The sequence below is a fragment of the Roseibium sp. genome (assembly GCF_048260565.1).
Taxonomy (GTDB): Bacteria; Pseudomonadota; Alphaproteobacteria; order Rhizobiales; family Stappiaceae; genus Roseibium.
On sequence record NZ_JBLXGP010000003.1, the window covers coordinates 170298 to 184543 of the forward strand.

Below are 14246 nucleotides of genomic sequence, written 5' to 3' on the forward strand. Positions count from 1 at the left end.
CTAAATTCCGTTTTCACAGCGCGTGGACGCGCAAAACGTCAATTCTTGGCCGGGGCCTCGTTGGGCGGCAGGACATTATTGCCGTCAAAATCGCCGATTCCTTCCGACAGGGCATAACAGGCAAGGCGAATCGACTTCGGAATTTCGACCGGCCGTCCATCCCGGTTGCCTTTTTCGTAATACTGGATCATCCGCTTCTTGAGCCCCAGCTGTTCGGCGGCTTCCTTCTGCTTCAGTCCAAGCGACCGCCGCCATTCACGGAACTGGTCGGGGCTCATTACAGGGGCGCCATTTGAATTTTTTGTATCGGCCATGTCTTCTATCGTGCTTGCCGGTCGAGCAAATATCCGAGCAGTTGCGGGCAAGATGTCCGAAGTTTCTCGTGTTCAGCGGTTAGAGCCATTCCGGCTTCCATGACCCCGAATGACAGGGGAAACGGGGCCGGAAACTCATTAACCGACAAAATAATGAAGCGCTACATAAGCTTCGTTCGAAAACAGAAAAATCTCGAACGGTTCGGACTGTCAATGCGGAAGTGCACTTTGTGCCACAATTGCAAAGGCGAAGGCCCTCCCGGGCAAATCGTCCGATATTTGGATGTTTGGGCTTTCAGTGTCGTTTTCCTGCATTATTTTCTGAAGGTGCGTTGACCAACCCAATGGTTGCATCGCAAATTATTCAGGCTCGGATTATTCAGGAGGGAATTGTTAACACATAAAATAAAGCAGAATATATCACTCAGGAATATCGGCGTTTTTACAGAGGGCATTGTTTATTTTTATACGAAGGAAGAGGAGGTGGCCTTGTTTTCAGGCCGGAAGTTTGATTTTACGCTGGTTTTATTTTGGCACGTATATTCCATGTAAATATTATCGATAATTAATATAATAAAGCGCCTGCAAGGCTATGTTTCTCTGTAAAATTTGCATAAAGATCATAAGTTGCAGTTTATGTGTTGTGAAAACATCTCCCTTATTAAAAAAAATTCTATTTTTTGGCAATTCGCGCCAATTTCTTGAAAATGACGTGGATTATCTGTTCGAAAATAGTGTAAGAGAGTTATGTGAAAGCTTACGCGGTTTGGAGTTCGACCGCTTCCGTTCCTGTCCGTCATGTATTGCGACAGGGATTGCAGCGATTGCGGGTATTCGGCGTGTGGGATCCGATGAATACGGAGGTGGGCCGTATCATTTGGATGCCGAATAGTCACCAGCCGTGAATAAAAATGAGAAACTATCGGGCAAGTTTGATGAACAACATAGCTATGAACATAGTCGCCATTCCGGATATAGCGGGGCCGGTTGACGATGCTGCGACCGAAAACGAGGTTCTCGCGATTTCGGAAATGTCGGAACTGTTCGGCGTAACCCTCCGAACACTCCGGTTTTATGAAGAAAAAGGCCTCCTGCACCCCGTCAGGCGGGGTGCGCGCCGTTTCTATGGCTCGCGTGATGTCGGCCGTATGCGGGTTATCCTGCAGGCAAAGAAGATCGGTTTGACGCTGGCGGAAATCCGTCGGGTGATCAAGCTCGTGGAAAGCGAAACGCCAAAAGCCGACCAGTATCGCGAACTGCAGGGCATCTGCCAGGCGCAGCAGGAAATGCTGCACGAGCAAAAGACGCTTCTGGATGAGCAGGTTACCGAAGTCGACAATGTGCTTGCGGCATTGAACAAGCTGGTGGCGGGGAACTGACGGCACTCGTGCCTTGCCTGCTTCCTCCGGCGCAGGCGCGAACAGCTGCTTCTTTCTGAATAAATGAAGGCCCGGACGCATCCGGGCCTTCATTGTTTCAGACTTCTCGAACCATGCCGGTTATCGCCAGGCTCTCCCGCCGGTCATGCGGCCTGTTTCGTTTCCCGCATGAAATCGGTGAAACGCTTGAAAAGATAATGGCTGTCGCGCGGCCCCGGTGAGGCTTCCGGGTGATACTGTACCGAGAACACCGGCTTGCCCTTCAAGCGGATGCCGCAGTTGGAGCCGTCGAACAGGGAGACATGGGTCTCTTCCACCGTGTCCGGAAGGCTCTCGGCATCGACGGCGAAGCCATGGTTCATGGAGGTGATTTCCACCTTGCCGGTCGTATGGTCGTGGACCGGATGGTTGGCGCCATGGTGCCCCTGATGCATCTTCACGGTCTTGCCGCCGAGCGCCAGCGCCAGCATCTGATGGCCCAAGCAAATTCCGAATACGGGAATGCCGCGCTCGACCAGCGCCTTGATGGTCGACGTCGCATATTCGCCGGTCGCCGCCGGATCTCCAGGCCCGTTGGACAGGAAGACCCCATCCGGCTGATAGGCAAGGACGTCTTCGGCCGTTGCCGTTGCCGGCAACACGGTGACATCGCAGCCGGCCTCGGTCAAAAGCCTGAGGATATTGCGCTTGATACCGAAATCGAGGGCGACGACCCTGAATTCGGGCGTGCCGGCCTTGCCGTATCCGGTGTCCCACTTCCAGGTGGTTTCATCCCAGTGATGGGTCTGCGTCGTGGAGACGTCCTTGGCGAGGTCCATGCCTTCCAGGCCCGGCCACTCCGCGGCTTTCTTCTTCAGGGCCTCGATATCGAACTTGCCGTCCGGCGAATGGGCGATCACCGCGTTCGGTACGCCCTTTTCACGGATCAGCGCTGTCAGGGCCCGGGTGTCGATACCGCTGATGCCGATGATGCCGCGGGACTTGAGCCACTGGTCCAGGCGCCGGGAGGCGCGATAGTTGGACGGATCGGTCACGCCGGCGTTCAGCACACAGCCGCGAATGCCGCTGTCGGCCGCCATGTTGACGGTTTCGATGTCTTCTTCGTTGGTGCCGACGTTGCCGATATGGGGAAAGGTGAAGGTGATGATCTGGCCGGCGTAGGAGGGGTCGGTCAGGATCTCTTCATAGCCGGTCATCGCCGTATTGAAACAGATTTCTCCAACGGCGTCGCCGGTTGCGCCAAGGCCTTCACCCTCGATCACGCTGCCATCGGCAAGTACGAGTAGGGCTGTCGCCGGCTTTATGGACCATGCGTCTGCAGTCGTCATGTCTTGCGTTCCAGGTGTTGTTGGTGACATCATGCGCTGCAGGAAGGGCGTGAGCGCGCGGGCATGAGCCCGTCAGATTGCCATCTGCATTAAGCGCGGGACTCTAGGGGAAGCCATCTCGATCGTCAACAGAGATCCTGTGAAAAAAAGGCTATATCTTTCAATAACTTGCTTTGATATGGGTTGAAGGCGGACTTGGGCGCACTAAAGTTCGCGGTAGCCGCGGGGGCAGTGAAAAAACATGCGCGAGAAAATAAACATCGCACTCAAGCAGGCACAGGAGGCGGGCGAAAAGCGCCGTATCGCCACCTTGCGTCTGGTTCAGACAGCCTTGAAGGACCGGGATGCCGCGGCGCGCGAGAGCGGCCGGGACGGGGTCAGCGATAACGAAGTCATCGATATTCTGGAGAAGATGGTTCGTCAGCGCGAGGTGTCTGCCCAGGAATTCGAGGAAAGCGGACAGCTGGACTTGGCCGAGCAGGAACGCGTAGAGGGGGAAATCATCCGGGAATTCCTGCCGAAGAAGCTGGACGAGGCGGAAATCCGCTCGATCTGCGAAGAAACCGTGCGCGATATCAGTGCCCATGGTCTGCGCGATATCGGCCGATGCATGTCGGAGCTGAAGGCGCGTTATCCGGGGAAAATGGATTTCGTCCAGGCGTCCTGCGTGGTCAAGGACCTGCTGCGCTCCGACGGGCCGAAAGAGGTGGATACGCCGCCTCGAAAGGCCGGCGAGGGCGTGTAATGGCCTGAAAGCTTCCGGGCTGCCGGAACCGGAGTTATACCCAGATTAGCCACAGGGATGCGCGCGGGGCGAGGCGACCCGTGCAGGTGACTCGCTCTGGACGTAATTTATCCTTATCTTCGCACCTCGTGGTCCGGTTTCTGCCGGACATCGTGATAACATGTGACCCTGGTCTGGATCAGGCGCGTTTCGGCGGACTTCATGCGTTTCGACAATCGGCTCCTCGATGAAATAAGGGCCCGGATCACTCTGTCTGATCTGGTTGGTCGTCGGGTGACCTGGGACCGGCGCAAGACGCAGCCGGGCAAGGGCGATTATTGGGCCTGTTGTCCGTTCCATCAGGAAAAGTCACCGAGTTTCCACGTGGATGACCGGCGCAACCGATACAAATGTTTCGGCTGTGGCGCCTCGGGGGACCATTTCCGCTTTCTGACCGAAACCGAAGGGCTGAGCTTTCCCGAGGCCGTTGAGCGGCTTGCCGAACAGGCCGGAGTGGCCTTGCCCGCACCCGATCCTCAGGCGGCGCGCCGGGAAAAACAGCGTGCCAGCCTTGCCGACGTGTGCGAAATGGCCGCGCAGTTCTTCCAGTCGGAATTCGCCACTTCGCGGGGCGAGACGGCCCGCGGCTACGCTCTCAAGCGTGGTTTCACGCAGGAAACCTTAAGGGAATTCCGCTTCGGATACGCGCCGGACAGCCGGGATTCGCTGAAACGTTATCTGACCGGCAAGGGCGTGCCGGAAGAGATGATGGTCGAGGCGGGCCTGATCATCCGGCCCGACGGCGGCCGTCCGACCTACGACCGGTTCCGCGGACGTCTGATGATCCCGATCCAGGACGAGCGGGGGCGGGTGGTTGCTTTCGGCGGCCGGACGCTCGATCCGGACGGTCAGCCCAAATACCTGAACTCGCCGGAGACGCCGCTGTTCCACAAGGGCGTCATGCTGTTCAACGCCCACCGGGCCCGCGAGCCGGCCTTCAAGTCCGGCCAGGCGGTCGTGGTGGAAGGCTATCTCGACGCCATTGCCCTGTGGCAGGCCGGTGTGAAGCATGTGGTCGCCACGCTCGGCACGGCCTTCACCGAGGATCAGGTGATGCGGCTGTGGAAATTCGCGGCCGAGCCGGTTGTCTGCTTCGACGGGGACGTGGCGGGTGTCGCCGCGGCGCACCGGGTGATCGACCGGATATTGCCGGTTCTGAGAAGCGGTTACTCGTTCCAGTTCTGCTTCCTGCCGGACGGCATGGACCCGGACGATTTGATCCGGGAGCGCGGTCTAGCCGGTTTCGAGGCCGAGATCGAACGGGCCCAGCCTCTGTTCGATGCGGTCTGGGAGCGGGAGATTGCCGTTGCCCGGCTGGATACGCCGGAACGCAAGGCGGCCCTTGAAAAGCGCTTTGACGATCTGATCGAGACCATCCGCGACCAACGGGTCCGGCGGCGTTATCAGCTCGACATCAAGCTGAAGCTTTCCAATCTGTTTTTCGAACTGTCCCGGCAACGGCGCGGGGACAGGAACAAGGACAATTTTGCGAGCATTTCCGGAGCCGCTCCGGCCCGGGTCGACGCGCCCGACGCGCCGCTTTTCGGAACGGAGCGCCTGGTCTGCGGATTATGCGTGCGCTATCCGCAGCTGCTCGACCGTCATCTGGAACGGATCGCCAGTCTGTGGTTCTCAGACGATCTGCACCGGCGGTTTCGCGACGCCTTGTGCCGGATTGCCTATGACCGGGACGGCGCGCCGGTGACGGAACTGGCGAGCACTGCCGACGAACCCCTGCAGCAGCTTCTGGCGGAGATGATTGCAGATCGCTCTGCGGGCCTGCAGGAACGCAACGGCGGCGCCTTTTCCGCCCTCATTCAGCGCTTCCCGTTGCTGCGCAATCATCCGCCTGAGGATTTCGTCGAGGCCGTTTTCCTTCATTTCCTGGATGTGCTGGAGCTGCGTACCCTGGAAAACGAACTGGAAATGGAGATGGCCGCAAGTGAGGCCGAGCTGGACGAGAATGCCTGGAACCGCATCCGCGCCGTAACCCAGGACCTCAGCCGCCGGCGTGAAGAATGCGTGCGCGAGGAGGCGGAACTTGCCGAGAGGGCAAAGAAGATCAAGGCGACGCCGATGCCCGTTCCCGAGGCGGTTTCCGTCGCGGCCAGAGCCTGAGTGGTGCCTGATGGGGCTAAATCGCCACAAAAGCACATTTTTTTAGCCGAATCTGATTGACCTGCGGCGAATCACACTTGCGAATCGTAAACAGCGAGCTAAATACAACATCTGCAGCAACAAGCGTCGCGGCATGGCACGAAGCCCCGGGCAATCATTCTCAAAGAGGCTGCAACAACCCGTATCGAACGCGATGTGGCAAATGGAGCGTCATTTGCCCAAGCGTTACGCTCGTGGTTTCGGGACAAGGTTTTTTTAGCCGCCTTTGACGCCACGGTTAATTGGGACTTAAGGGACACGGTTTACAACCCGATTCGATAAGCCAATGCAATGGGCTGCGCGGCCGTGAGGCTGGCGCGCCGGTTGTCGGGCCGGAGTAAACAGATTTTGGGCGCGGCGCGGCCTTTCACAACGGGCCGCGGTTCTGGAGCAAAATATGGTAGCTAAGGCGACACAAGCAGACGACACGCAGGAAACCAGTGCAGAAGGCCCGGACGGCCCCTTGCTCGACCTGTCGGATGCCGCAGTCAAGAAGATGATCAAGGCCGCGAAGAAGCGCGGCTATGTTACCTACGACGAGCTGAACGAAGTCCTTCCCTCCGAACAGGTTTCTTCCGAAAAGATCGAAGACACCATGTCGATGCTGTCTGACATGGGCATCAACGTGATCGATTCGGACGAGGTCGACGACGCGGCTGCCGAAGACGTCGACGGCGGCGGCGATCTGGTCGCGGCAAGCTCCGGCGCGGTCGCCAAGACGACCACGACCAAGGAGCCGGCCGACCGGACCGACGATCCGGTGCGCATGTATCTGCGCGAGATGGGATCGGTGGAGCTCCTGTCGCGCGAAGGCGAAATCGCCATTGCCAAGCGCATCGAGGCCGGCCGCGAGGCGATGATCGCAGGCCTGTGCGAAAGCCCGCTGACCTTCCAGGCGATCATCATCTGGCGCGACGAACTGAACGAGGGCAAGGTTCTCCTGCGCGACATCATCGATCTGGAAGCAACCTACGCCGGTCCGGACGCCAAGGCCGGCCCCGCCAGCGCCAACGACGACGAGGAGCCCGGCGAGGAGGAGGAAGAGACCTCCGTCAAGGCCGCTCCGGAATCCAAGAGCGGCGCCGACGAGGAAACGGAATCCGACGGCGAGGGCGAGGGTGAAGACGGCGAGGACGACGACGAGTTCGAAGCCAACGTGTCGCTTTCCGCAATGGAAGCGGAACTGAAGCCCGCCGTTCTGGAAACCTTCGACCGGGTCGCCGACAGCTACAAGAAGCTGCGCCGTCTGCAGGACCAGCTGGTTGAAAACAAGCTGGCCAACCGGACGCTGTCTCCTTCCCAGGAGCGCCGCTACAAGAAGCTGAAGGAAGAGATCGTCGTCGACGTGAAGAGCCTGTCGCTCAACCAGAACCGTATCGACGCCCTGGTGGCCCAGCTCTACGACATCAACAAGCGGCTGATGGGTTATGAAGGCCGTCTGCTGCGTCTGGCCGACAGCTACAACGTCGACCGGACGGACTTCCTGAAACAGTACCAGGGCGCGGAGCTCGATCCGAACTGGCTGCGCAAGGTGGCGAACCTTTCCACCCGCGGGTGGAAGAACTTCATCGCCAAGGAAAAGGAAACCATTCGCGAGCTGCGTCAGGAGATCCAGACGCTGGCGACCGAAACCGGGCTGGAAATCACCGAATTCCGCCGCATCGTCGCCATGGTGCAGAAGGGCGAGCGCGAAGCGCGCATCGCCAAGAAGGAAATGGTCGAGGCGAACCTGCGTCTCGTGATCTCCATTGCCAAGAAATACACCAACCGCGGCCTGCAGTTCCTGGATCTGATCCAGGAAGGCAACATCGGCCTGATGAAGGCGGTCGACAAGTTCGAATACCGCCGCGGCTACAAGTTCTCCACCTACGCCACGTGGTGGATCCGGCAGGCGATCACCCGCTCGATCGCCGACCAGGCCCGCACGATCCGTATTCCGGTGCACATGATCGAGACGATCAACAAGATCGTCCGGACCTCGCGCCAGATGCTGCACGAGATCGGCCGCGAGCCGACCCCGGAAGAACTGGCCGAAAAGCTGCAGATGCCGCTGGAAAAGGTGCGCAAGGTCCTGAAGATCGCCAAGGAGCCGATCTCGCTCGAAACCCCGATCGGGGACGAGGAAGATTCGCATCTCGGCGACTTCATCGAGGACAAGAATGCGGTCCTGCCGATCGACGCGGCGATCCAGTCGAACCTGCGCGAGACCACGACCCGCGTGCTGGCGTCGCTGACGCCGCGCGAGGAACGCGTGCTGCGCATGCGCTTCGGTATCGGCATGAACACCGACCACACGCTGGAAGAAGTCGGCCAGCAGTTCTCGGTGACCCGCGAACGTATCCGCCAGATCGAGGCAAAGGCGCTCAGAAAGCTGAAGCACCCGAGCCGGTCGCGCAAGCTGCGGTCGTTCCTGGACAGCTAGGCGATCAGCGGTATTCAAATGAAGAAAGACCCGGCGGCAACGCCGGGTTTTTTGTCTGGAGCCATTGAAAGTGTTGGGGCATCCCCGGAAAAGTGAATCCTGCCTTGGTAACGCCGGGTTTTTTGTTTGTACCTGATGCTCTAGGTTCGGAAGTGACGGTCGATGTCGGAAGGTTTCCCGATTGAAGTGCAGATAATGAAAGGCGACCGGGCCATTACGTCCGATGCGCCCGCTCTGACCCTCATTCCCGCCACGGACGCGCCGATGCATGAGACATCGCGCAAGTACCGCTGGTTTTTTGGCGGGGAACTCGCCGTCTCCCTGCTTCTGCACACCCTTGTTGCGGTGGCCCTGACCGGCGTTGTCGCCCGGCAATTTGCCCAACCCCAGGTGGATCCAATCAGCGTGGAACTGGTGGCGCCTCCGGAACCCAAAGCGCCGGAGCCCAAAGCGCAGGAACTCAAGATTCCGGAGCTTGAACAACCGAAACCGGAAGTGCCGGAACCGGACGAGAAACAGCCGCCCGAGCAAAAGCCGGAAGAGCAAAAGCCGCCAGAGCAGAAACAGGAAGAGCAAAAGCAGGAAGAAAAGAAACAGGAAGTGCCCAAGGCCGAACAACCGCCTCCGCCACCGCCGCCTCCGTCGGAACAGAAGCCTGAGCAAAAGCCGGAAGAAAAACCGGTCGAGCCGGAAAAGCAGGCGGAGCCGGATACGTCGACCGAGCCCGAAAAGAAGGCGGAGCCGGATAAGACGGCTGAGGAAAAGCCTGCCCCGGAAATTCTAAAGCCGGTGGTGGAGTTCGGTGACACCGACAGCGGACCGCGCAAGGCCGAGGACGGATCGGCGGCGCAGGAGGCGAATACCTCTGAGCAACCCGAGGACAAGCCGACGGAACCGCAACAGGCCGCTGAGGGTACCGGAAAACCGGAAGAGGCGCAGAAGGCGGAAACCGACCCCGCCGACACCCCGCCGGACGAAACGGCTGACGATCAGGAGACGCCTCAGGAAGAGCAACCTCAATCCGAGCAAACGGAAACAAACTCTTCCGAAGCGCCCGCGCCGCAAATCCTGACATCGGATACGGCAGCAGATGCGGCACCCGATGATTTCGGAACTGTGGGGCGAATCGTTACTTCGGCCACACCCGCACCGAAGCCCGCGCAGCGGCCAGCGGCGAGAACGGCTTCGAATTCCTCTGCGACGTCGGCAAGACAGAATGGAAGTTCCGGCCGGCAAGGGCCACCCCTGATCGAGGCGAGACGATTGTTATCCTCGGCGGCCGACGGCGGTCCGCGGGCCCGGTCTGCCATGGCCGGCATGCCTCCCGGACAAAGGTTGAACTACTTGTGCAGGACCGAACTGGACGCCCAGCTGCTTGATTGGGATCCGTCCCGCCCGCCGGAAATGCTGCCTTCGTTCAGGCCCCAGGGGGGCAATGTGCTGGAACCGGGGCAGGCCGCCTATGGCTCGCGTGGCGATTGGTACGACCTCAATTTCCGCTGCGAGACCGATAAGGGCGTAACGCGGGTGGTGAAATTCTCGTTCAGGATCGGCCCGCCGATCCCGCCGGCCAAGTGGCAGGCGCGCGGGCTGCCGCCTTTTTGAGCACTAGCGATTCTAGCCTTTGTTGGAAGAGTTCTGATGATGAACGTTTTCTGGCCAGCTTTTTAGGAAGGATGGGATACCTCGAATGGGTGCTGATCATCTCATGAGGCTGTGCATTGAGTTGGTAGAATCTCTATATGTTTAAAGGCGCTACCTGTGTTTAGAGTATTCTGAGTTATGTCTATTTCTGATTGCATATTCTTAGCCTCTTTGCGACGGTGAGTACGAGAGAGAATAAAGCGAAAGAGCTTATATGGTGCCGGATATAAACTCACCAGAAGATTTGGAGACATGGCTATCGGATAAGCCGGTAGACTGGGTGCGGGTAGTCGGGACACGAAATGCCCTGAGAATTTTCCCCCTCTCATTTCGCCTTTTAGAGCTTCCAGTACAAATGCTCGATGTCGAGTTGAAGCAGAATTTGATACTGCAAACTTTCCGCGCGATTTTCATATCGTGGGCCGCGTGCAAATATCCGGCATACAAATTGAAGAGATCCGCCGCCTCTGCGGCCGCAGCCAACACGGCGGCCCTTAGAGCTGCCGCTAATGCCGGTAATGTCGTCTTTCTTTCCGCTGCTGCCTCTGTCGCGAATGCGGCCTATGCTATTGCTGCCGAAACAACTGCCGCCGCCACTGCTGCTGTCAGCGTTAATGCTGCCAATGCCGGCTTTGCCGCAGATGCCACTGCAACTGCCATTTGGCAGGCGATGAATGAGGATTGCGTATGGTTGGAAGCCAAACCTGGGCGGAGAGATTTGATTGATCAACCACTTTGGTTTTCTGATGTGCGTGGAGATAAGAGGTTCAACGCAAACTTCCCGATCTGGCTTCGTGAGCCCTTTGACGCTTTCATAAAAGCCCACTGGACTAAGTCCGAGGTGCGGAAACTAATTTCCGATTGGTATCGAGCGATTCTGCCGAACGGAATAGGCGTAGCTCCACATAGCCCTTTTGGTGAGAAGGCAACTGTTGCTATTGCGGCGCAGCCGGATACTTTCTGGACGGTATCTGAAGGCCGGAACATTGAACAAATCTTGATCGATATTTGGCATATTTCTATGGGAGAAACATCCCAATTTAATGAGGAGCGATCTGTTCCCGAGTTGATTGTTGATTTTTTAGAAAATCGAAGAAGATATGCATCAATTGATGAAATTAGAGATTACTTTGGCAAGTTTGATCCCGCCCCTGCCGATACAACAATCCGTGGTCGTTTAAGCGATTTAGCAACGAGCGGAAAAATCATCCGGAAAGAACAAGGCCTATATATCCATCCAAAATGGCATGTTCTGGAGGAAAATAATAAGGAAGCTCTGGCCAAAGACGTGTCAGAAGCGGTCGAAAATCTCGAACCTCAATTTCCCGCAGCTTTTCGCTTTGGTTGGAGAGCAAACAAGATTGAAGCGGCTCCGCCGGCAGACGTGTCTTCCGATCCTGAGAGCGCGCAGATTTATCTGGATGAGGCGCGGCGGAAAGCACAAATGTTGGCAGAGCGGCTACTGCGCTCCAATGCCGAAAGGAGAGTAGTCGATTCGGTCAATGGATTATTCGACGTTCTCACTGAAAATATTAAGGATTTGCGTCCGCAGTTGGTGAGATCGCGGGCGCGCTCGGTAGAGGCTGACGCACAAGCTTATTCGAAACCACAAGATGAGGAGAGAGAGCTATTCCCCGACGCAGTGGCGGCCTTGATCGACCTTTCCGAAACCGTGAAAGATCTACAGGGCTGCTATCCGCAGCTTCGGAATCTCGAAGCTGAAATTACAGCTTTGGATCTTGATCCATCTCGTGTGAATGAAGTCAAGGACAAGCTAGATGAAATCGTCGAAGCTGCTTCCGAGCAGGAGCAGGTCTTAGATCAGTCGGCAATTTATGCGCTCCACACGATGGAGGCGCTTGCTGGAGAAAGTGCATCACCAGATGTAAAGCAAAAACGGGTGGCTGAATATGCACTAGTTGTTCGGAATTTTATCTCACCAGTTGCGCGTTTTGCGCTCGACAATGTCTTTGCACGTGAGGCTAAGCGCCTTTCCTCGGAAATATACATGAAGGCGCGACCGAAAATCGTCGATGGCGTTGTCGACGGCGTTGGGTCAATGGCCCGGCCGGCAACTATTCTCCTAATTGCAGGCCTGGTCGGTATGATTGGTGGACCAACCGCAGGTATTGCTACTGCCGCTGTGGGATTTGGTAAAGTGGATCGCCTATTAAAGCTTGCTGAAAAATTGCTCAAGACCAAATTTGAAACGCAAAATAGCGTAGATAGACCGCAAAGTGATTGGGAGCTCAGCGATTCTGAAGAATTATTTGAATCTAAAGATATTGTAGACAATTGAATTCTAATAGGTTTTGTATAAAATATTTTTGAATTTTAATATTTATAATAACTTATAAACAAAGTGGTTCTCTTAAATTCTAAGCTGCAAAGAACGGCGCGAGGAGTATCCCCCGCGCCGCTGGTGTTGTCAGGCCTTATGCCGCGTCCCCGTCGCGCAGGCGGACGAGGTCGTTCATCAGGCCGCCGGTGCCGTTGTGGATCGTCAGGCGGTCCACCTTGCCGGCGATGGCTTCGAGCGCTTCCAGTTCCTTCAGCCGCAGCATGACCGGGTTTTCGGCCATGACCTTTGCGGTGTTCAGAAGCGAACGGGTGGCGTTCGTTTCTTCGCGGCGCCGGATCACGTTGGCTTCGGCTTCCTTTTCAGCCTGCACCACCATGTTGAGGATCTCGCGCATTTCGCCCGGCAGGATCACGTCCTTCAGGGTGATGTCGGAGACCTCGATCCCGATCTTCGCCATGTCGGTACGGACCTTGTCGGCGGCTTCCGCGTTGACCTCGCCCTTGCGTTCCAGGATCTGGTCAAGCTTCATGGCGCCGAGGGTCCGGCGGTAGGCGACCTGCAGCGCCCGGTAGAGCGCGTCGGAGAAGTCCTTCACGTCGTGGGCGGCCTTCACCGGATCGACAACGCGGTAGTCCGCGGTGATGTTGATCCGGATGGTCACCCGGTCGAGGGTCAGGACTTCCTGGCCGGTCACGTCCAGGCTCTGGCGCTTCAGGTCGATCACCTTCTGGGTGACCGTCCGGCCCGCCTTCCAGTAGGCGTGGATGCCCGGTTCCTGCACGGCGGTCATCACACCGTCGATGTAGACGAGTGCGACCTGACCGTCGGCGACCGGCACGATGACGAACTGGGCCGTCTGCTTGGCATCGCCCAGACGACGCATCAGCGCGGCCGGGACGACCGGCTCCGCCTGCGTGTCGATCACGGTCACGGCCCAGGGGCCGGCAACGGTCCACAGAACCAGCCGCTGGTCCGGACCCATGACGGAATGGATCCGGCCGTCACGTTCCACGACCGCGACTTCGCCGGGCTTCGTCCGGACGACCGTCAGGTGCTCAGCGGCAATCTCGGGGAGTTTGTCGAAGAGCGCCTTTTCATAGGGCGACCGGAATTCGGGCACGGCCAGGTTCTGCCGTTCGATCACGAGCGAGCCGTTCCCATTCGCCAGCCAGTATTCGCCCGGTGTCAGAATGGTCCGCAGTTCGCCCTTCACCAGGTGGAGAGCCCGTTCGTTTTCCTGGATCAGCACGCGGGTGCGGCCCAGGAACCTTTCGAGAATTCGCATCATCTTCGTTACTCCTTCCATCGCGCTAAGGCACTTTGGTCGTCCTTTCTGTTTGTCTGTTTCGTTTCAGTCCCGGGTCCGCGGATACGGGAGATCCGAAGGGAGCGCCGGGGCTCGCGCCGGGCCGGAGGCAAGCGGACCTTGCGGCGGACAAACAGAGCGCGCCCGTTCGAAAGCAGGCGGTTTCGGCAAGTTCGCGGCGCGGTCATTGCAACAGGCCGGACGGGAGCGCCGGGCATCGGCAAGGCTTTCCCGGCCGTCTTGAGACGGCGGGTCAGGCTTGCGTCCGCAAGCTCCCTTCAAATCCCGCAATTGAGACAGCGTGAATGGCTGTTGGCTTTACAGGCCAGATCGGGAGTCGAACCCGAACCCCGAAGGGTTACCGTTTGGAGCGGGAGTTGAACCCGCGACCGTCGGATTAAAAGTCCGATGCTCTACCAACTGAGCTATCCTTGCGCACATGACAGGAGTCGAACCTGCTATCCCCGGACGGAAAGGCCCGGCGCTATACCGATTAGCATCATGTGACGTTATCCGATCCCGGAGCAGTGTCCGTACATGAGGGGGCAGGGCCCAATCACGCGGGCGGCCGTTAGATGGCCGAACCGTTGACATCCGCACCGGTGCGGCG

The 14246-nt window shown here is 58.0% G+C and carries 9 protein-coding genes and 2 tRNA genes; 6 read left to right on the forward strand and 5 right to left on the reverse strand.

The features are described 5' to 3' along the window. Positions 1-38: 38 nt before the first annotated feature. A complete protein-coding gene (locus tag ACN0SO_RS09010; RefSeq protein WP_417676744.1) occupies positions 39-314 on the reverse strand; it encodes a helix-turn-helix domain-containing protein in 276 nt (91 codons plus the stop codon). Positions 315-1249: 935 nt separating this feature from the next. Between ACN0SO_RS09010 and ACN0SO_RS09015 the strand changes: the two genes are divergently transcribed. Continuing rightward, positions 1250-1693, forward strand: a complete 444-nt coding sequence (locus ACN0SO_RS09015; RefSeq protein WP_417676746.1) for a MerR family transcriptional regulator — start codon at positions 1250-1252, stop codon at positions 1691-1693. A 143-nt stretch (positions 1694-1836) separates the two neighbouring features. Here the strand turns inward: ACN0SO_RS09015 and carA are convergent, their stop codons facing one another. Beyond that, the gene (carA, locus tag ACN0SO_RS09020; RefSeq protein ID WP_417676748.1) at positions 1837-3021 is read right to left on the reverse strand and encodes a glutamine-hydrolyzing carbamoyl-phosphate synthase small subunit; all 1185 of its coding nucleotides are present in this window, start codon (positions 3019-3021) and stop codon (positions 1837-1839) included. 241 nt (positions 3022-3262) lie between these two features. On the opposite strand from carA, the gene ACN0SO_RS09025 reads away from it, so the two are divergent. The 5 genes from ACN0SO_RS09025 to ACN0SO_RS09045 all read left to right on the forward strand — a co-directional run bounded on the left by ACN0SO_RS09025 (position 3263) and on the right by ACN0SO_RS09045 (position 12327). Continuing rightward, entirely contained in the window at positions 3263-3766 is a 504-nt protein-coding gene (locus ACN0SO_RS09025; RefSeq protein ID WP_417676750.1) for a GatB/YqeY domain-containing protein, read from the forward strand. A 201-nt stretch (positions 3767-3967) separates the two neighbouring features. Continuing rightward, positions 3968-5923, forward strand: coding sequence for a DNA primase (gene dnaG, locus ACN0SO_RS09030; protein ID WP_417676752.1), 1956 nt, complete (start codon positions 3968-3970; stop codon positions 5921-5923). A 436-nt stretch (positions 5924-6359) separates the two neighbouring features. Continuing rightward, positions 6360-8384: an RNA polymerase sigma factor RpoD gene (gene rpoD / locus ACN0SO_RS09035; protein WP_417676754.1), complete on the forward strand. Its 2025-nt coding sequence runs from the start codon at positions 6360-6362 to the stop codon at positions 8382-8384. Between the two features lie 162 nt (positions 8385-8546). Further along, entirely contained in the window at positions 8547-9989 is a 1443-nt protein-coding gene (locus ACN0SO_RS09040; RefSeq protein WP_417676756.1) for a DUF930 domain-containing protein, read from the forward strand. Positions 9990-10242: 253 nt separating this feature from the next. Beyond that, positions 10243-12327, forward strand: coding sequence for a hypothetical protein (locus ACN0SO_RS09045; protein WP_417676758.1), 2085 nt, complete (start codon positions 10243-10245; stop codon positions 12325-12327). A 136-nt stretch (positions 12328-12463) separates the two neighbouring features. Here the strand turns inward: ACN0SO_RS09045 and ACN0SO_RS09050 are convergent, their stop codons facing one another. The 3 genes from ACN0SO_RS09050 to ACN0SO_RS09060 all read right to left on the reverse strand — a co-directional run bounded on the left by ACN0SO_RS09050 (position 12464) and on the right by ACN0SO_RS09060 (position 14142). Further along, on the reverse strand, positions 12464-13615 hold the full coding sequence (locus tag ACN0SO_RS09050) for a slipin family protein (protein ID WP_417677472.1): 1152 nt from the start codon (positions 13613-13615) through the stop codon (positions 12464-12466). A gap of 386 nt (positions 13616-14001) precedes the next feature. Beyond that, positions 14002-14067, reverse strand: a tRNA-Lys gene (locus ACN0SO_RS09055). 3 nt (positions 14068-14070) lie between these two features. Next, a tRNA-OTHER gene (locus ACN0SO_RS09060) sits at positions 14071-14142 on the reverse strand. Between the last annotated feature and the right edge of the window lie 104 nt (positions 14143-14246).